The following is a 19,169-nucleotide window of genomic DNA, read 5'->3' as shown; positions in this document are numbered from 1 at the left end:
CGTGAGCGTGAAAAACATGCTTGGCGATATCCAGACCGATTGTGATAACCTTTGACAAGGACGCCTCCCTTAAGTGGTGCTCAACAACTCCACTTTGGCACATCGATGCCGTCGGCGGGGCGTCCACCCCATCATAAATCGGGATGTTTGGCCGAGCCCCGCCTGATGTCCGCTTGTCCGCCAATAGCGGCGCAATGGCGGACGTCGCCGGAGGTCGCAGAAGGGGCCAAAGGCGGACGTACTGATGGTTGCTACTGGCAAGTGCGCCAGGAGGCGACGCGGACCGTTGCTTTACAAGGTTGCTCGATTTCCACACGACGATTTCACGCGACCAATTCGTTCATAGCGCCGACGATTCGCACGGCCAGGGGTTCCTTGCGGCCGCGCACGTTTACCTCGCGCACAGGAAACCCACTCATTTCGACGCCGGCAGTGGCGGTGACGGCGTCCGACACAACGAGTTGGCAGCCATAATCTTTGGTCAGTTCCTGGAGACGCGCGGCTACATGTACCGAATCGCCGATTGCTGTCAGGAGGAATCGATCCCGATAACCAAGCTCGCCCAGGATTACGTTGCCGGCGTGGAGCCCGACGCCGATTGCAATTGGCTCCGGCAACTCATCCGCCAGTGTTCGATTCATGTCGGCAAGGCGGCCATGGATAAGTTGCGCCGCGACCAACGCTTGGGAACAAGCTTCCCGCGGTCCGGCGTACATGCCGAAGATCGCCATCATGCCGTCACCGATGAATTGGTTGGGCATGCCACCGGTGTCAACTACCGCGCCCGCCACGGCATCGAAGAAGTGGTTGAGCAGAAATACTACGTCATAAGGGAGTCGCTGCTCGACCAAGGCGGTCGACCTACGGATGTCCACAAACATGATCGCGACGAAACGTTCAATGTCCGAAGCCTCGGAATAGTCGCGTCGGCGCGTCTCGCTCGCGCCGATATCCGGCGGCAGCAGCGGAAGAACTGCGGTGTCAATGTGAGGACGCAACTGACACGCCAGACGTACACTCGGACCAGCGTGCAATCGATCCAACAACGCTTGCTCGGAAGCGCTAGGCGGCGGCAGCCTATCGACCCCACGCAGCACGCGGATGCGGCACGTCGTACAGCGACCTCGTCCGCCGCAAATTGCAGCATGCGGAATGCTGGCGCTGCGGCTGGCATCGAGCACGGCATAGCCGACGGGCACACGAACGACACGGCCGCCAGGATACACGATCTTGATCAGGCCGTGGCGCCGTTCAACCAGCCAGCGTAGCGGCCGTGCAATGAGCACGAGCGTCAAGAGTACAACGTAAGTCCAGTAAAGCTGAACTTCGAGATTCCAACTTGGTCCGTTCACGCCTGGATCGCGCACATGACCGTCGCGCACGGCCATTTGAAGCCATTCTGGGTGCAGGTGCCATTGTGCGAGTACTTGGCGCGTCCCTTGCCAAAGCCCGAGCAAGGCGAGCACTGGCAGGAGTGTAGCCAATGTAAGCATTACCGGAGCAAACTTGTGATAGTTGGATCGCGCGCGTAGCCAGTAATGCACGCCGAGGCAACCGTGCGTCCAAGCGATCAGGAGCACGGTGACTTGCCGCCACCCCCAGAACGGAACAAAGGAAAAATAAACGGTGAGTACTACGTCGTAACGGCGCGTCACATCGAACGCCGAATATACATATCGCCCGGCCGCAAAGTGATGCAGCAAGAGGGGTAGAATAGAGAAACCGAGAACAAGACGCACTAATTCGCCGGCACTCATGCGAAAACTCCGGCGCGCATAAAGCGCATAGAGCGCAAGAGTAAAATGGATTGCGAACGCGCCGTACAGAACGATAGTTCCCGGCACACTGTGCCAGATGAAATCGTGTATTCGCGTACCCCATTGCATTGCCTCGAACGAGACATTGCCCAGCGCGTGCATGCTCAGGTGCAGCGTGAGATAGGAGAGCATAATTAGACCAGCCGCGAGGCGAAGCCGCCGGATCGTCATCTGGTCTCGGAAAACGCTCGTATCGATCATCTAGCGCCGCCCGGTCGGGACGTGGCATCGTACCACCCGGCATCCGTGTCCCGGAAGGGCGACATAAGCCTATCTCGAATCGAGGTCCGGTTGGGGTCACTCGCGTCGCTTCCACCATGGCCGCAAGACCGTCGACGTCCGCTTGGCTCCGACTGCGACCAAATTATTGCGTTGCCGCGAAATGACGTGAAGGGCCAACAGTCGGCATTCGCAAACCACGTCGCGCGACATCGTCTGTTCTATGCTGGCTTTTCGGACGCACGGTCGAAAACAAGGCGCGCGGCAGCGAGGTCCTCGATTGCGATGCCGACGGACTTGAAAATCGTGGTCTGGCCTACCTCAGGCAATTTTGTCTTTCCGAGAACCTCACCCGCTTCGGCGAAAATGTTGGCCTTGGAGAGGATTACATCCCCTGATTCTTTGAGAACAGCCTCTCGGGAGTCGACGATGATGACGTTTGCCATCGTCTCGTCGTCGACCTCTCGCCATGTCGGCCGTGGCGATCCGACCGTATTGACGTGAGCACCACGCTTCAACCATGCACCCTTAAGAACGGGATCGTGCGCATTCGTCGCCGTGACAATGATGTCGGCGCCCCGCACGGCGCTTTCTGCGTCCATCGCGATCGCGTCGTGCGTGTTGGCGAAGCGTTTGGCGTGCTCCGAGGTTTGGCTCCAGACTCTCACCTCTCGTATTGGACGGACCTGCCGGATCGCTTCGAGGTGGGCCTTCGCCTGTACCCCGCTGCCGAGCAGAGCCAGCACTCTGCTGTCGGGCGCTGATAGCCGATTTGTGACAGCCGCCGACACTGCTGCGGTCCGCATTTCCGTAATGAGTCGGCCGTCCATAACTGCAAGCGGTTCGCCGGTTTCGGGGCGGAACAGTAGGATCATGGCCGTGTGGGTAGGGACCGAAGTCCCGGCATTCCCAGGATAGAAACAAACCAACTTCAATCCCATCGTCTTGTCAGCAACGACGGGCATAATACCGAGATAACGCTTGCCCTCCTCAATGGTGAGCATATTGCGAACCGGTTGGATGACGCGCCCAGCGGAAAACCCAATCAACGCCGTCTCCATGGCGGCGATGAGCGATTTCCAGTCCAAATACCTTTGGACCTCCGCTTCACCAATGAACATCACCATCGCTTGCCCCGCGCGTCGTCAAAAATTGCCCGATCAGCAGAAAGCAGAGTATCGGGATAGCTTGAAAAACGGCTCAACTTCGTAGGTTGGATCGATGGCGAGCCGTGCGAGTTTGTCACCGATAGCAGTCGCAAACTTCGCGCCATGGCCGGAGCAGGTTGAGGCGACGATCAGGTGGGAATTCGGCCACCGGTCGATGATGAACTCTTCGCCTCTGTCCGGTCGACGGTCGGCAGGCAGAGTGTTTGTGTAGAGGCAAATGTCGCGATCGAAGACAGGGCCGGCTGCGCCTGGGACGAACTGGGCCAAGGCTGCGCTAACCGGCAGTAATTCGGCATCCGTGGCCGGCGGGTCCCAGTCGTCAGCGCTTACTTTCGGTCCGTGATTGTGAGGTGCCGCTTTGACTCCACGTTGTTCGAAATCCGGGAAGCCATAGATGACATCGTCGGGTCCGCGCTCAAGAATGAACACTGGAAAGCGGTCGGGTGACACGGTCTCGGGACGGGCGGCCTTGAACCAGCCTACGGCCTGCCGCGTTACCAAGAGCACCGGAGCAATCCTGGGCAGGGCGCCGCCGAGCCATGGGCCAAGAGCGAGGATGGCTTGTTGAGCGAGGACCTCCTGGGTCTTGGTGCGCACCAACACGCCGTGCTGACGACCGTCGATCTGGACAGCTTCCGGAAACACCCGCGCGCCGGCGCGCTTACGCATGATCCTTAGGGCGACTTCGGCCTTCAGAATGGCTCCGCCGTCCTGCACGACCACATCCCAGTCGGTAGGAAGAGCGAACGCTGGAAATTCCCGATTTGCCGCAGCGGCCGAACCAAGCGGGATCGGCATGGCGTTTCGCTATCGCCGCGGCGCGCGACGCAGCCACCATTGCCGATCCGGGCCGGCCAGCCTCCAAGATCGGGGACGGAATGAGGATCGTTTCACCGCTATCGGCCTCTAGACGCTTCCAGCCCGCAAGGGCTGCGTCACTCAGGTCGGTATAGTTGTCATTCTCGAAATTGAAACGCCGGAAGATCCGACATGAACCGTGGGAAGAGCCCCGATTATCGCCGGGCCCAATCGGATCAAAACCCAACGCATCGACCCCGGCGTTGAGCAACGCGTCGAGCGCCGCGCTGCCCATAAGGCCTAGCCCGATCACGGCGACATCGCACGTTCGCATGAGATACCTTTCGATCAGTGCGCACAATGCCGCAAGGCTCAAGGGAGCTCAGAATATCGTTGCGACGAGCGCGATGGTAGGGGGTGTCGGTGTCCGCTTTAGGTCATGAGCGTCGATTTGGCAGCTCGGCGACCATTTCCGGTTTACCCCCGACAGCCGACATTTCGACGATCGCCGGATTTCGTCGGTGTGGGCCAACAAGAGCATTCTGCGGGCTCTGGGAGCTGGATTCGCGCACAATTTTAGCGGCGCCGCCAGCTCTGCCAGAAGTGAAACGCTGGTGATTGTGACCCTATTCGAGTAGACCGGTCGCGACAGAAAGAGATCTCGAAAAGGGCTTGAGCCGGTTGCGTCGACTAGGATGCCATTCGGGCCAGGCGATAGACCGACATGGCCTTGCTGACGCCCTTGAGTTCAGCCTCGCTCTTTTGCACCGGATATGGTGCGACAATTTTCGCCACGGCCGGCGCGCCGTAGACTTCTTCGGTGATGCAAATCTCGTCGCCATCGGCAAGGTTTTGCACCCGCGCTGCGATGTTCACCGTCTGGCCAAAATAATCGAGCCGCTCGTTGAGCGTGACCGCGATCGAGGCTCCCCGATGCACGCCGATTTTCAGGATAAAATCACGCTGCGTTCGGTCGCGATTGAGCTCATCCACGGCCTCGCGCATTTCAAGCGCCGCCCGCACCGCATCGGCCGAGGTCAAAAACGCCGCCATCACGGCATCGCCGATCGTCTTGGTGACGGCGCCATTGTGCCGAACGGTAGCGTCGAGAAGATGCTGGAAGTGCCGCTGCACCTGAATGTAGGCGTTGAGGTCGCCGATCCGCTCGTAGAGCGCCGTCGAACCCTTCAGATCGGTGAATACGAGGGTCACGTCGAGAACCGCAATACCCTCCGTCGCGCTGATCACCTCGGAGCGGAAGAAATCGCGGAAGGTTTGCGTCATCAGCAGTCGCTTGCCGGACAAGGCTGGCGCGAAGCGAAGCGGTGGGCGCTGAAACGACGCCGTCGGAAGCTGCAGGATGCCGAATACCACCGGCAGCTTGCCGGCGTTGCGAACTTCGAACACGACCTTGCCGGGTGCGATGTTCGCCGCGCCGGCCACGCATTTGCCGGCCTCGAGCGTGACCGGTATATGGGGTGGCGTCCCACCCGCACCTTTGTCGACCGGGAAGAAAAATTGAGCGTCGCTTTCGAAATCCTGGCCCAGAAGCGCGCCCTCAGTGGCATCAATCTCAAGATTGGCCACACAACCCGGCTCGATGCGGGTGAGCACCCTCACCAGCCCTTTGGCAGCCTCGCTCCAAGGCACGCCGTCAGGCAATATGCCGCCCGGCGTCAATTTATGGTGGAAGACGAAATCCCACGCCGAAAGCGCTTCGGGTTGATGGAAGCGGATGCTGCGCACGGCGGGCGAAACTGTAAACGTGACCGCGATGTAATCGTCGAGCGCGGCGTCATAATCGCTTTGACAGAGATGGCAGTGGAAATGCGTGTGCAGTTTGCGTAAGGATCGGAAGCTCTCGACAACGTCCGAGCACATCGGACAAACGAGCATCCAGTCCATGTCGAACAGCCCGACCACGGAGGCGTGGAGGAAAAGATCGATCGCTTCAGCTTCGGCAATCGATTTTTCCGTGGCGAACTGGATCGGATTGATGCGGTAGAGTGCCTCGTCCGCGCCCGAGCGCAACAGCGTCTCCAGCCGCGAGACGACGCGCGGACTCCAGGATTTGGCCGCTTCGAGCGCGACCAGGCGTTCTTCGAGCTTCTTTTCGTCGATCATCGTATTGAAACCACCTCCGCCAGATGGTCCAGGATGTTTCCCCAACCCCTGGTATGACCTTCGACGATTGCCGACGTCGGTAGACGCTCGTGGGTTAGCACGAGATCTGTTTCATCGCCGCGCGGATCGAGTTCGACGGTTACGAGCGTATTCACATCGTTCGTCAGCGGACCAATCCACGTGAACACAAGCTTGCGCGGCCGGTCGATCAGCACATAGGTGCCGGATACTTCGCGGCTTGATTGCTCCGATGACATGACAAGGCTGAAGGTTCCGTCAGGGCGGAGATCACAGCTCGCCTTGCAATCGACCGCGCCCGGAAAGGGGCTCATCCACCGAACCATCAAGTCGGGTTTGGTCCACAGGTCGAAGATCTGCTCGGCCGTGGCCCTCACGCGCCGGCGTACCTGCACGATCTGGCCCGTCGTGTCACCGCGAACCATGCTTACGATCCTTTGGCCCCGGCTTGTGGTCCTTCTTGAGCTCGTGCAGCAGTCGCTCCATGGCGTCCAGCCGCCCCTCCCAATAGCTGCGCGTCCGCACGATCCAGCCATCGACCTCGTCCAGCGAACGGATATTGATGGAGAGAATGTGGTCGCGACCTTTCCTGTGCCGCTCGACCACGCCGCTCGCTTCCAGCACGCGGATGTGTTTCGACACCGCGTTCAAAGACATATGGAAGGGTTCGGCGACCTCGGTCACGCGCGCCTCGCTGCGTGAGAGCCGATCGATAATCGCCCGCCGCGTCGGATCGGCCAACGCGGCGAATACCGCGTCGAGGCGCGCGGTGCGCGAAGCGGCTTCCTTCCGCGCTCCGATCTCAATCATGACGATCTGCCCGCTCTGTTCTCGATTCCAATAATATTCAACCCAAAGGTTGACAATTTGTCAAATCGACGCCTTTATTTAACCTACCGGTTGAATGTATTTGATGATCCAATAGAGGAGAGTTCCATGCCAAATAAGCCACTTCTCGCCGCGGCTGCAGCCATCGCACTTCTTTCGGCTGCCGTCGGCCCGGCGCGGGCCGAGCCGGTCAAGAACGTCGTCCTCGTCCACGGGGCCTTCGCCGATGGTTCCGGATGGCGGCGCGTCGTCGACATTCTTGGCAAGGACGGCTATGCGGTCACCGTGGTGCAGGAGCCGCTGACATCACTGGCCGACGACGTCGCGGCGACCAAACGGGTGCTGGATCTGCTGCAGGGCCCCACGCTTCTGGTCGGCCACAGCTACGGCGGGGTGGTCATCACCGAAGCGGGCAACGCGCCGAATGTAGCCGGCCTCGTCTACATCGCCGCTTTCATCCCCGACCAGGGCGAGAGTGCAGTTGGCCTGCTCTCGCAGGCCCCCGCTGCCAACAATGACATGCGCGCCACCAAGGACGATTTCCTGTACCTTGATCCGGCCGCTTTCCCCGCCGATTTCGCCGCCGACGTCCCGCCCGCCGAGGCGAACTTCATGGCCCATTCCCAGGCGATGCTGGCCAAGGCCGCCGGCGGCGCGCCTGTGACGACGGCCGCGTGGCATCAGAAGAAGAGCTGGGCGCTGGTCGCCACGCGTGATCACAACATCAATCCCGACCTCGAGCGCCGCATGGCCAAACGGGCCGGCAGCGAAACGATCGAGGTCGCGGCGAGCCACGCCGTGTACGTTTCCAAGCCGGAGGACGTAGCGCGTTTGATCGAACGGGCGGCAAAGGCGTCGGCCCAGTAACCCTGGATGAATCGCCATCGCGTTCGAGATTCTTGCTTGCGCCTGATCTTTTCGGAAAACCGCTGCACACTTTTTCGGATCATGCGCGGGCATCGCAGAGAGCCCAACGGAGTTCCACGCGGCTTTCTTGTTTGCGGTCAATCACTTGACTGACCACGGCGCGTTGCATTCGGGCAACACTCGGTCGACGAAGACGATTTGCTTGCGGCCTCCGCATTTGCGTGTCCATATCGTGCTCCCTGAGCTCGCCGGTGTGACATGCCTGGCTTAAGCAATCTGGCTCGGTTCGAGTCTTTGGAGGCTGGGATCATGAACCCGGTGCGGTTGATGACGATGGCGGCGCTGTGCCGAGAGGTCGTTCTGCCGGCCGGTGTTGTCGCCTGGCTTGCGGTGTTTGGTTCGGCTCACATCGAGCACACCCGCGCGAGGCCGATCATCAATCACCTCGCACCCGCGCTCGCCGCCAACGCCGAGTTCGCAGGTAAACCGAAAGCGATCGCAACCAATCGCTGGCAGGCGTTGGCAGCCGCACCCCCGCAAGCGATCGCAGTCGACGAGCCGCATGCGACGGCGACGGACGCGCCGCAAGCTGTCGAACCCGACAAACCGCTCGCGCTGGCGGCTATCGAACCGCAGGCGGCCGCGGCCGACCAACCGCAAGCGGTGGCAGCGGACAACGCGCAGGCCGTTACGATCGGTAACGACGATGTTGCGGCGGCAAGTGCTCCGGCAACGGAAGCAGCGACCGACACGACGCCGGCCGCGCGTGAGGCGGAACCTGTTGTCACCGCCGCGTTGACCGATCCTGCCGAAACGCTGCCGGCCGAAGCGCCGCCCGTTCAAGCGTCGACGCCAAGCGCGGCCAGCCCCGACAGCGGCGACGTCAAAGAGGCTGTGGACACCGTCGAAACCCTCGACGAGTGCTACGTCGTGGACGCCTGCATCGACCGCTATTTGTGGGCGCTCTACCAGCGGACGCCGAAGGAGGACGCGGTCAAGCAGGAAGACCACAGGAAGGTGACCGTCAAACGGAAGGGCAAGCTGGTGAGTGTCACCCGGACCATCACCAACGTGGTCGACGAAGATTTCGCCTGGAAGGACCCGAAGGCCGCCGAGAAGGCCGGCCTATCGTTGCCGGACTACGTGATCGGCGGCATGGATCAGGACTTCAAGCTCAAGCTGTTTCACATGCTGCTCGCGGCGGAGCAGGCGGGCCTCGCGCCCGGCATCACCAGCGCGTTCCGCGATGACTATCGTCAGTCGATTGCAAGCGGCCTCAAGGCAGCGAACGACAGGTCCTACCATGGCGGCAGCTTCCGCGGCGGCTATGGCCACGGGCTTGCGGCCGACATCGTGAGCGTCAAGGGCGACAACCGCGCGCAGCGACAGGCATCCAGCGAAATCCTCTGGAAATGGATCGACGACCACGCCGCGCAATTCGACATCGCACGGCCCTATCGCGATCGCGATCCGCCGCATTGCGGACCGCTCGACGGCCAGGAATATGCTGATCACAATCGCGCCAGGAAACCGCAAACTGCGGCAACCGACACCAAGAAGCATAACCAGAACGATCACGGCGAGAAGAAGCGCCAGAACAGCGCACGATCGTCGAAGCAGAAGTCGACCTGATCCAAGAGCGAGCGCCGTTCATCCCGCGCCGATCCATGCCCGGTTGCCGATGGCTTTCCAGGGTGTGTCCATCAAGGGCATAGCATAGGGCGTCATCTGCGCTCCTGGCGCGCTGCGAGTGCAATAGCGGCACAAGACACTTCAGAACATCTCCAGGTTCGCTCGCATCGGAGCTCAATGCATTGCGGGTCGCGCGGTGCCACAGTACGCTCTTCGCATGACCCGAGTACAACGAACTCTGCAGACGGGCGATATACCACTACCGGCGCCGATCTTCAGCGCCATACGGATCGGCTCGCTCGAGGGGAGAGGCGGTACGCAATTCAGTATCTTCTCGGGCCTCGATGAAATACGAGTCGAGCAGCTGCGAAAGCGATCGCTGGACAAGAGCGACCCCGCACTTCAGGACAACACGTCCGACTACAAGCGTTTTGGCGAACGAGGCTACTCTGCATGGTTCGCAAAGGGCAGAGTGCCGCTCGCCGCGCTCGATCCCAAAGGGGAGCTCGCGGCTATCATATGGTTCGGCGCGGATGATCCGCCCGCGCTTCAGAACGGCTTCGAATATCCAAAGAGGAATTGGGACACCATAGCATTCCGTTCGTACGCTCCGTATCGCGGAGTCGGCATCATGACCCCACTAGGCATGTTCGTGGTGGACATCCATGCAAAACAGTTCCCGGAAAGGACCTTATGGCTGGAAACGAATCCGGACAACGAGGCCGGCAAGCATCTGTATAGAAGACTGGGCTTCGCGGAATTGGGGAACAGCGTTCGCAACGGCCGCCTTGTCATGGTGCGTGAGAACTATTAAGCGCGCTGCATTGTAACCATCATTCCAAAGCGGGAGACGCAGTACAGCGCCCAGATATACGGCATACGGCCGACAATCCGATCCGCACGACCGAGCCAGAAGGAGAGCGACATGCCTTACGCGACGACGGACGACGGGGTGCGCCTCTATTTCGAGGAGACCGGATCTGGCAGTCCCGTGATCTTCGTCCACGAGTTCGCCGGCGATTTGCGCTCTTTCGAACCGCAGATGCGGCATTTCGGCAAGCGCTATCGCGCCATTGCCTTCAACGCGCGCGGCTTTCCGCCGTCGGAAGTGCCGGAGCACGTTTCCTCCTATTCACAGGCGCGCGCGGCGGACGATATTTTGGCCGTGCTCGATCGCATCGACGCGGCTAAGGCGCACATTGTCGGGCTCTCGATGGGCGGCTTCGCGACGCTGCATTTCGGGCTTCGTCATCCCGAGCGCGCGCTGTCCCTGTGCGTCGGCGGCTGCGGGTACGGCGCCGAACCCGACAAGCGCGAGACATTTCGCGCGGAGGCCGACGTGATCGCCGGCGCGCTGCGGAAGGAGGGCATGACCGCCTTCGCCGAACGCTACGCCTATGGGCCAACCCGCGTGCAATATCAGAACAAGGACCCGCGCGGACATGCCGAGTTCAAGAGGATGCTGGCCGAGCATTCGGCCGTTGGATCGGCCAACACCCAGCAGGGCGTGCAGAAGGAGCGGCCGTCGCTCTATACACTGGTGGAAGAGATGAAGCGCCTCGACGTGCCGACGCTGATCATCACGGGCGATGAGGATTGGCCGTGCCTGGTGCCGGGTATCCTGATGAAGCAGACCATTCCGTCAGCCGCGCTCGCGGTGATCCCGAATTCGGGCCATGCGATCAATCTCGAGGAGCCGGATGAATATAACCGGATTGTCGGCGATTTCATTTCCCAGGTGGAGACTGGTCGCTGGCTACGGCGCGATCCCCGCGCGGTCAGCGCTTCCATAACCGGCATGAAGTCCTGATCGTGAAGACCGTAGGGTGGGCAAAGCGACAGCGTGCCCACCATTCACGATGCGGTCGTTGACGGACGGTGGGCACGGCGCAAGCGCGCCTTTGCCCACCCTACAAGCTCTCCCCCGCCAGCAAGCGCATACCTCAGGTGCGCAGTCGCGGCACCAGGCGCTCGGCATTCTGATGACCGATGGCGTCGAGATCGACGGCCGACAAGCCGAGCTTGCGCAGATTGTCGAACTGATCAAAACCAAAATAGGGATAATCGGTGCCGTAGGTGATCTGGGAGACCGGCACGAGCTTCATCAATGCGGCCATCGACGGCGCAAATGTCGAATTCGCCGTGTCGTAATGCAGCCGGCGCAACTCGCCCTCGATCCCCTCCGGCGCAAAGTCCTTCAGGTTCGGCCGCGCGCCGTAAAACGAATTGATGCGTCCCGCCATCATCGGGATCGTGCCGCCGGCATGCGAGAACAGCCATTTGATGTCGCGGAAGCGCGCGAATGAGCCGCTGAGCAGCAAGCTTGTCACCGTCCGCGTGGTGTCATGCGGGACCTCGATCACCGCCGGAAAGGTGCCGACGCTGAGCGCGCCGCAGCAGCTTGCGACCAGAGGATGCACGTAGACGACGGCCTTGCGCCGGTTGAGCTCCTCGAACACCGGCTTGTAGACGGGGTTGCCGAGCCACTTGTCGCCGTAGTTGCTCTGCAGGCCGACGCCGTCAGCCTTGAGCGTGTCGAGCGCATATTCGATCTCTTTCAGAGTTGCATCGATGTCCAGCATCGACAAGGTCGCGAACAGGCCGAAGCGCCCCGGATGGTCGCGCATCATGCCGGCCGCGTATTCGTTGCAGGCGCGCGCGATCCGCATCGCTTCCGCCGGCCCGCGATCGAACCACACGCCGGGGGTCGAGGCGATCGACAGCACGCCGGTGCGGACGCCGCTCTTGTCCATGTCCTCGATCAGCTTGCTGGTGGTCCAGGCGACCTGCCCGGGGAAGTGTGGCTGCTTGTGCGCGTCCTCGTAATCGAGCCAGAGCTTCTGGTACTCGGGAGGATAGAAGTGACAGTGGGTGTCGATCAGCGCCGGCTTGGCCTGTGCACGCACTGCTGCCGTCGGGAGAGCCGAAGCGAGACCAAGTGCGCCAAGGCCTGCGAGGAAGCCGCGTCGCGACGACGCCGGACCACAACAGGCGCAAGAGAATTGATGCTGTCGTGATTTCGAATCCTTCGTCATCATTGCGCGCTCCCCTGAGGCGTTTTTCGATACTTAGGCCCGGCGATCCTTCGGACGTCAATCTTGCGCTGCTTCCGAGTGGCCCGATGAACTCTTATCCACTTGTTTCTGCTATAAAATTTGTTCCAGTTGCTCTTTGCCTGATTTTTTGATATCAAAAAATATCAGTAATTATGTTGAACCCTGTAGGGAGTGTGATCCCATGACCGTTCAGGCCCCCTTCCCGTTCGACGACGATCGCGTTCAACACCAGCGTCGAAGACCGGCCGGCCATGCTCGTCGGCAGCGGCTATGTTGCCGTTCTGCTCGCACTCGTCTTTTTCGTCCTGGCCGGCTGGACCCTTTATGACGCCTTCTCGAATGATGCTCACGGCGGCCTCCATTTCTCTTTTGCGACGGCGCTGGGCGCACTCGGCTGCTTCGTGATCGCCGTTCTCTTCACCGCCTCGATCTATTCGCTGCAACCGAACGAGAGCGCGGTGCTCACGCTGTTCGGATCCTATGTCGGCACCGATTCAACGCCGGGGCTGCGCGCGACCGTACCCTTCTTCAAGGTCCAGAAGGTATCGCAGCGTGTCCGTTATCATGAAGGCGAGAAGCTGAAGGTCAACGATCTCATCGGCAACCCGATCGAGATCGGCGCCGTCGTGGTGTGGCGCGTCAACGACTGCGCCAAGGCCATCTTCCAGATCAACAACTATGTCGATTTCGTCGGCGCGCAGACCGAATCGGCGCTGCGGCACATCGCCGGCCGCCACCCCTATGATTTCGACGAAGCGGCCGCGCACGCGAGCCGCGACGAGGATACAAGGTCGGCGGCGGCCCGCACGCTGTCGCTGCGCGAAAGCGGAGACCAGGTCACCAACGAGCTCATCGCCGAGCTCCGCGAGCGGCTCGAAGTCGCCGGCGTCACCATCGACGAGGCCTGGATCAACCATCTCGCCTACGCGCCCGAGATCGCGCCCGTGATGCTTCGCCGTCAGCAGGCGAGCGCGGTGATCGCCGCCCGCAAGCTGGTGGTGTCCGGCGCGGTCGACATCGTCAAGGACGCGCTCGAGAAGCTCACGGCGGCGACTGACATCGAGCTCGATCCTGAGCGCAAGGCAGCCATGGTGTCGAACCTGCTGGTCGTCCTGGTCTCCGACAAGGACGCCACTCCGGTCGTGAACACCGGCACGCTGTATGCCTAGACGCGGGCGCCCGAAGGGACCGGAGAAGGAGCCGGTCCTGCTGCGGCTCCGCAGCCCGTTGCTCGACATCATCGACCGCCTGGCCTCCGCCGAGTTGCGGTCGCGGCAGGGGCAGATCGAAAAGCTCCTGCACGAGGCGCTGACGCGGCGCGGCGCCTGGCCGCTGAGGGTTGCGGAGGATTCCGCGACAGAAGATGGGACTTCGGAGTCGTGACAGGCGGCGTAAAGAGGGACGTGTACCATGCGCAATCGCGTCAAATGGCGGCGGCGAATGTGACAGTGGACCAGTTTCGTTCATTTGGTGTTCAGTCGGAGCGGGCTGAAATCGCGCCAGCGTCAGCCGCTTCGTCCCGCCTGGAAACCTCTTTGTGACATCCAACCGGCTCTCACACGCGATCTGGCTCCTGGGCTTCCTCGTGGTCGGCGCCGTCGCGCCCGCGCGCGCGATGCCCGCGCCGGCCGATGCCGCGCGCATGCTCACCGTCGACGAGGCGTCCCCGGGCGTCGAGCTGGCGCAGGCACAGCCCACGCCGTCCCCCTCGCCCTCGCCGCAACCCGGCGATGCCTCGGCGCCGGCGGACCCGCAGGCCGCTTCCAACGAGCCGATCGGAAATGTCGCTTCTTTGACGGGCGTGGCCACCGTCATCCGCAACAGGGATTCGATCGCGCTCAAGCTCAAGGACGACATCTATCTCAACGACACCGTGGCGACGGCGGCGAGCTCTTCACTCGGCATCACCTTCAACGACGCGACGACCTTTCATCTCTCGGCGGATGCGAAGATCACCATCGACACCTACGTCTATGAGGAGAACGGCGGCAGCAATGCCGGCGTCTTCGATATCGCCAAGGGCACGGTCGCCTTTGTCGCCGCGCAGGTGGCGAAAACCGGCAACATGCAGATCGCGACGCCGACCGCAACGCTCGGCATTCGCGGCACCACGGGCCTCGTCGAGGTGCCGGAAGGCGCGACCGCACCGGGCGCCACCAACAACGTCAACATCAAGCTTTATCCCGACGCGGACGGGCATGTCGGACGGATCGTGGTCAATGACCGGCAGGGCGCGCGTCTTGGCGCGCTGACGCAGGGCGCGAGCGGATTTGCGATCCGCCCGGGCGCGACGGCCGGCGCGCGGTTTGCCGCGGTGCCGCTGACGATCTCGCCGCAGCAGCGCGCCCGCGACCAGGGCTTTGTGCAGCAGGTTCATGCGACGCAGACCGTCGGCCGGCAGATCGTCACCGAGCAGCGCGCGTTCCGCCGCGCCAATCCGGGCCTGAACAACCGCAACGCGCCGCAGCGACCTGGTCAACCGCAACAACCCGGCCGGAATCGTCCGGCGCAGCCCAACCAGCCGCAGCGACCCGGCACGCCGAACAACAAGCAGGGACAGCCGCAGCCTGGTCAATCGCCGCGCCCGGGTCAGAACACGCAGCCCGGCACGCCATCGCGTCCAGGCCAGAACAACACGCGACCGACCACTCCGGCGAAGCCCGGCACGCCGCCGCGGCGTGGCCGGAACAACGCGCTACCGACCAATCCAGAGCAGCCGGGCGCACCGCGGCGGCCTGGTCTGAACAACACGCAGCCGGTCACTCCGGCACAGCCCGGCACGCCGCCGCGGCCGAATGGCGGGCCGCGGGAGCCGAGCCCGCCGCCGCTGCCGCATGGTCAGCCGCTCCTGCGGCAACCGCCCGCACGGCCGCAAGTTGTGCCCGGCGCGCCGCGAACCGGCTTCCAGAACCGGCCGGTGCCGCCGCGGCCAGGGCGGCCACCGCCGAAGGAGAAGAAAGAGAAGCGGTAGTCCTCGAGATCGAGCTGAGCTCTCGGCAGCGACGACGGATCACCTCTCCCGTCGTCGGGAGATGTCTACGGAGCCGATCGCAATCGTCTCGACGCAGGATGCGCTCGCCGCGATCACGCGGCGCGGCCGAGCCAGTTGCGGACTTTCTGCACGAGGCTTTGCCGCTCGGCCGCGGATTCGGGCGAAGCGTCGCCTGATTCCGGTTCCGGTGCTGCGGCCGAAGCAGCGTCATCCTCACCGACATCGGCCTGCGGAATGAACTCGGCTTCCTCGACGAGTGCCGCATCCGGCACGGGTGTTTCCACCGGCGCTTCGGCCGGCACCTCGCGCGCCATCGGCTGAGGCGCCGGCTCCAGTTCGGCTTGCTCCGAGATTTCCGGCAACGGTTCGGATGGCGGGAGCTGTGGCGCGACCGCCGGCACCTTGACGCGGCGCTTCTTCGCCGGCGGAGCCTTCACCGCCGGCACTTGCGCCTTCGCCTTCAGCCTTCGCGACAGCACGCTGACCGCAAGCGGCCCGACATTCTCCAGAAAGGCGCGCTCGGAGAGGCGCGACAACCGCGCGATCGCGGCATCGAGCGGCAGCCAGTCGACCGCTCGAATGTCGCCCATCAACTCGCGCGCCTGGGTGGCGCCCGCCTCCATGCGCCAGTAATGCACGACCTTGGGGCGGCCGCCGGACTCATAGACCAGCGTGCCCAGAAATTCGTGCACGGTGACATTGTGCCCGGTCTCTTCCAGCACCTCGCGCCGGGCTGCCGCGCGAGGCGTCTCGCCGTCATCGAGCTTGCCCTTCGGCAAGACCCATTCCTCGCGCTTGCGCGGGCGCACGACGGCGATCAGCGGCGGCTGATCCCGCCGCATCACAATGCCGCCCGCCGCGATCACCGGCGCTCTCGCCATTCATCGTCTCGCGAAACTAAAAAAATCGAATCCGTGCTCTATAACGGCGCAGTGCCGGAGATGTCACGACAAAATCGAAACTATGCGCGCGGATTGCGCAGCAGCGGTTCGCCGGCGCGAATTCTTCCCCATTCCGAGACATTTGCACAAAATTCGAAATGCTCCGGCGCAAGCACGATGATGGTCGAGCCGTGCTCGAACCAGCCAAGCTCCTCGCCCTTGGTCACATTGACGTCGCAGGGGAACTGAAGCGGCCCGCGCGTCTGGCCGTTGAGCACGAGATCGAGAAAATGTAGGCGGATGCTCGCGACCAGAATGGCCGCGACCGGCACGATGGTCAGCGCATCCCCGGATTTCAGCCGCGTGCGGATCACCGCGCGCTCGTTCTTGCAGAACAGCTTTTCGATCCGCTTCAGTGCGATCGGGTTGACGTTCCAGGTGTCGCCGTGGATCAGCGTCACCTGCTCGACATGCGCATCATGGGGCGCGTGGAATCGGTGATACATGCTCGACGTCAGCCGCAAGGTCACGAACTTGCCGCTCCGGTGCGTCTCGACCAGCGCGGGATCACCGATGAGGTCGATCAGCGAATAAGGCGCGCCCTTGATCTGGAACAGCTCACCATCGCTGATGGAGCCGTGGGCGCCGATGATGCCGTCAGACGGGCTGACCACGATGTGCGGGTCGGCGTCGACCGGCCGCAAGCCCGGCTTGAGCTCGCGGACGAAGCAGTCATGCAGGCTCTTGAAATGGATCTTTTTCGCCTCCGAAAGATCGAGGTCGGAGAACAGCTTCCAGCAGCCGATCGAGAAATCCCTTACGACCGGGTTCTCGATCTTGCTGAACCAGCCCATGAAGCGGGTGAGCGCCGCGCGCGGAATGCGATTGGTCAGGAGGAAGTTGAGGTCTTCCTGCTGGGTCAATGATGATATTAGGCTTTTCACTGTCATGAATCTGTCAGCAGGTCCGGTTAGCGCTGGTGTCATGGATTCGTCGATACCGATTCTTTCGCTCGCCGCGGGCGCCGTCGCGGCCACCGCGGCCGTCGCCCCCCGCGTCAAGGCCCGCATCGCGCTGTCGCGGGCCAAACACCGCTCCCTCGCCGGACATTCGAAGCTGTCGCGCCGCATGGCGCGGCTGATCCCGTTCTACGAGTTCGATATCGACGACTTCTTCAAGACCGACGACGCGCCCAATGAGGTCGCAACCCGCCGCCAGGATAGCTTCTTCCGCCTCGCTGCGCTCTATCGGGAGCGCTTCGGAGAGAGCAGGACGGCGACCGCGGAAGCCGCTCACCAGATCTCCGATCTGCAGTTCACCCAGGCCTACCGGGTGCCGTTCCAGTATAGCCGCCTGGTGCGCGAGAATCTCGGCGCCGGCTCGTTCCTCAAGGCCTCCTCGGGCGTCACGGTGACGGACCTCGACGGCAATGTCTTCTATGACCTCACGGGCTCCTACGGAGTCAACATCTTCGGCAACGACTTCTACAGGGAATGCATCGAGATCGGCGAGAAGCGCGCGCATGCGCTTGGCCCGGTGCTCGGCGCCTATCATCCCGTCGTGGCCGACAATGTGCGACGGCTCTGCGAGATTTCCGGGCTCGACGAAGTCTCCTTCCACATGTCCGGAACCGAGGCCGTGATGCAGGCGGTGCGCCTTGCCCGCTACCACACCAGGCGGACGCATCTGGTGCGCTTCGCCGGCGCCTATCACGGCTGGTGGGGCGACGTGCAGCCGGGCGTCGGCAATCCCATTGCCCCGCACGAGACCTATACTTTGGCGGAGATGAGCGAGAATACGCTGCATGTGCTGCGCACGCGCCGCGACATCGCCTGCGTGCTCGTCAATCCGCTGCAGGCGCTGCATCCCAACTCCAATGCGCCCGGCGATTCCGCGCTGGTCGACTCTTCGCGTAGCGCGCATTTCGATCGCGCGGCCTACACCGAATGGCTGAAGAAGCTGCGCGAGGTCTGCACTGAGCGCGGCATCGTCCTGATCTTCGACGAGGTTTTCGTCGGCTTCCGCCTCGCGCCGGGCGGCGCACAGGACTATTTCGGCGTCCGCGCCGACATGGTGACCTACGGCAAGAGCCTCGGCGGCGGCTTGCCGATCGGCGTGGTCTGCGGCAAGCGCGAGCTGATGCGCCGCTTCCGCGACGAGCGGCCCGCCGATATCTGCTTTGCCCGCGGCACCTTCAACTCGCATCCCTACGTGATGAGCGCGATGGATGAGTTCCTGAGCCGGCTGAAGAGCCCGAACTTCTGCTCGGTCTATAACGGACTCGACGACATCTGGAACGGCCGCGCCAAACAGCTCAACGACATGATGGAGAAGGCGGACCTGCCGGTGCGCGTCGCCAACCTGTCCTCGATCTGGACGGTCAACTACACCACGCCGTCCCGTTACAATTGGATGCTGCAATACTACCTGCGCGCCGAGGGCCTCGCGCTGAGCTGGGTCGGAACGGGCCGGCTGATCTTCAGCCTGAACTACACCGACACAGATTTCACCGAAGTCGCCAATCGCTTCGTCGCCGCCGCGACCAGGATGAAGCAGGACGGCTGGTGGTGGCATGACGGCGCTCTGACCAACAAGGCGATCCGCCGCAAGATCCTCAAAGAGACATTGGCGAGCGCGTTCGGGCGTTGAGATTTGGCAATCCAGACGTAGGGTGGGCAAAGGCGCACTAGCGCCGTGCCCACCGTCTGCGCCGAGGCGATCATTGGTGGGCACGCTTCGCTTTGCCCACCCTACGGACCTGATTTCGG

The 19,169-nt window shown here is 62.5% G+C and carries 17 protein-coding genes; 8 read left to right on the top strand and 9 right to left on the bottom strand.

Annotated features, from left to right (window positions below):
* Window positions 1-323: 323 nt before the first annotated feature.
* The 6 genes from VKR55_RS10680 to VKR55_RS10655 all read right to left on the bottom strand — a co-directional run bounded on the left by VKR55_RS10680 (window position 324) and on the right by VKR55_RS10655 (window position 6,955).
* Entirely contained in the window at window positions 324-2,018 is a 1,695-nt protein-coding gene (locus VKR55_RS10680) for an adenylate/guanylate cyclase domain-containing protein (protein ID WP_324402642.1), read from the bottom strand.
* Between the two features lie 239 nt (window positions 2,019-2,257).
* Window positions 2,258-3,163, bottom strand: coding sequence for an ornithine cyclodeaminase family protein (locus tag VKR55_RS10675; protein ID WP_324402640.1), 906 nt, complete (start codon window positions 3,161-3,163; stop codon window positions 2,258-2,260).
* 33 nt (window positions 3,164-3,196) lie between these two features.
* Window positions 3,197-4,003, bottom strand: coding sequence for an FAD-dependent oxidoreductase (locus VKR55_RS10670; RefSeq protein ID WP_324402638.1), 807 nt, complete (start codon window positions 4,001-4,003; stop codon window positions 3,197-3,199).
* Window positions 4,004-4,693: 690 nt separating this feature from the next.
* On the bottom strand, window positions 4,694-6,127 hold the full coding sequence (locus tag VKR55_RS10665; RefSeq protein WP_324402636.1) for an adenylate/guanylate cyclase domain-containing protein: 1,434 nt from the start codon (window positions 6,125-6,127) through the stop codon (window positions 4,694-4,696).
* A complete protein-coding gene (locus tag VKR55_RS10660) occupies window positions 6,124-6,570 on the bottom strand; it encodes an SRPBCC family protein (RefSeq protein ID WP_324402634.1) in 447 nt (148 codons plus the stop codon). Before VKR55_RS10660 ends, VKR55_RS10665 begins: the two co-directional genes overlap by 4 nt.
* Complete coding sequence (locus VKR55_RS10655; RefSeq protein WP_324402632.1) at window positions 6,557-6,955, bottom strand: ArsR/SmtB family transcription factor; 399 nt, start codon at window positions 6,953-6,955, stop codon at window positions 6,557-6,559. The genes VKR55_RS10660 and VKR55_RS10655 overlap by 14 nt, the downstream gene beginning before the upstream one ends.
* A gap of 126 nt (window positions 6,956-7,081) precedes the next feature.
* On the opposite strand from VKR55_RS10655, the gene VKR55_RS10650 reads away from it, so the two are divergent.
* From VKR55_RS10650 to VKR55_RS10635, 4 genes are all read left to right on the top strand, one after another.
* Window positions 7,082-7,840, top strand: a complete 759-nt coding sequence (locus tag VKR55_RS10650) for an alpha/beta fold hydrolase (protein ID WP_324402646.1) — start codon at window positions 7,082-7,084, stop codon at window positions 7,838-7,840.
* A 309-nt stretch (window positions 7,841-8,149) separates the two neighbouring features.
* Window positions 8,150-9,472 (top strand): M15 family metallopeptidase domain-containing protein, encoded by a 1,323-nt coding sequence (locus VKR55_RS10645; RefSeq protein ID WP_324402630.1) that lies wholly within the window; start codon window positions 8,150-8,152, stop codon window positions 9,470-9,472.
* Window positions 9,473-9,689: 217 nt separating this feature from the next.
* A complete protein-coding gene (locus VKR55_RS10640; RefSeq protein ID WP_324402628.1) occupies window positions 9,690-10,286 on the top strand; it encodes a GNAT family N-acetyltransferase in 597 nt (198 codons plus the stop codon).
* Between the two features lie 111 nt (window positions 10,287-10,397).
* The gene (locus VKR55_RS10635) at window positions 10,398-11,282 is read left to right on the top strand and encodes an alpha/beta fold hydrolase (RefSeq protein WP_324402625.1); all 885 of its coding nucleotides are present in this window, start codon (window positions 10,398-10,400) and stop codon (window positions 11,280-11,282) included.
* Window positions 11,283-11,415: 133 nt separating this feature from the next.
* Here VKR55_RS10635 and VKR55_RS10630 read toward each other — a convergent pair whose 3' ends face one another.
* The gene (locus tag VKR55_RS10630) at window positions 11,416-12,378 is read right to left on the bottom strand and encodes an amidohydrolase family protein (RefSeq protein ID WP_324402623.1); all 963 of its coding nucleotides are present in this window, start codon (window positions 12,376-12,378) and stop codon (window positions 11,416-11,418) included.
* A 401-nt stretch (window positions 12,379-12,779) separates the two neighbouring features.
* Between VKR55_RS10630 and VKR55_RS10625 the strand changes: the two genes are divergently transcribed.
* The 3 genes from VKR55_RS10625 to VKR55_RS10615 all read left to right on the top strand — a co-directional run bounded on the left by VKR55_RS10625 (window position 12,780) and on the right by VKR55_RS10615 (window position 15,499).
* The gene (locus VKR55_RS10625) at window positions 12,780-13,697 is read left to right on the top strand and encodes an SPFH domain-containing protein (RefSeq protein ID WP_324402621.1); all 918 of its coding nucleotides are present in this window, start codon (window positions 12,780-12,782) and stop codon (window positions 13,695-13,697) included.
* Window positions 13,690-13,911, top strand: coding sequence for a hypothetical protein (locus VKR55_RS10620; RefSeq protein ID WP_324402619.1), 222 nt, complete (start codon window positions 13,690-13,692; stop codon window positions 13,909-13,911). The genes VKR55_RS10625 and VKR55_RS10620 overlap by 8 nt, the downstream gene beginning before the upstream one ends.
* Window positions 13,912-14,065: 154 nt before the next feature.
* Window positions 14,066-15,499 carry a FecR domain-containing protein gene (locus tag VKR55_RS10615; RefSeq protein WP_414642336.1) on the top strand — a complete coding sequence of 478 codons (1,434 nt, stop codon included), beginning with the start codon at window positions 14,066-14,068 and terminating at the stop codon, window positions 15,497-15,499.
* 113 nt (window positions 15,500-15,612) lie between these two features.
* Here the strand turns inward: VKR55_RS10615 and VKR55_RS10610 are convergent, their stop codons facing one another.
* Window positions 15,613-16,401 carry an NUDIX hydrolase gene (locus VKR55_RS10610; protein ID WP_324402617.1) on the bottom strand — a complete coding sequence of 263 codons (789 nt, stop codon included), beginning with the start codon at window positions 16,399-16,401 and terminating at the stop codon, window positions 15,613-15,615.
* An 80-nt stretch (window positions 16,402-16,481) separates the two neighbouring features.
* Window positions 16,482-17,351, bottom strand: coding sequence for an archaetidylserine decarboxylase (asd, locus tag VKR55_RS10605; RefSeq protein WP_324402615.1), 870 nt, complete (start codon window positions 17,349-17,351; stop codon window positions 16,482-16,484).
* A gap of 34 nt (window positions 17,352-17,385) precedes the next feature.
* Between asd and VKR55_RS10600 the strand changes: the two genes are divergently transcribed.
* A complete protein-coding gene (locus tag VKR55_RS10600) occupies window positions 17,386-19,050 on the top strand; it encodes an aminotransferase class III-fold pyridoxal phosphate-dependent enzyme (RefSeq protein WP_324402613.1) in 1,665 nt (554 codons plus the stop codon).
* Window positions 19,051-19,169: the final 119 nt, after the last annotated feature.

It is taken from the genome of Bradyrhizobium sp., from assembly GCF_035309285.1.
Lineage (GTDB): Bacteria > Pseudomonadota > Alphaproteobacteria > Rhizobiales > Xanthobacteraceae > Bradyrhizobium.
This window is presented reverse-complemented; position numbering and strand designations above follow the sequence as displayed.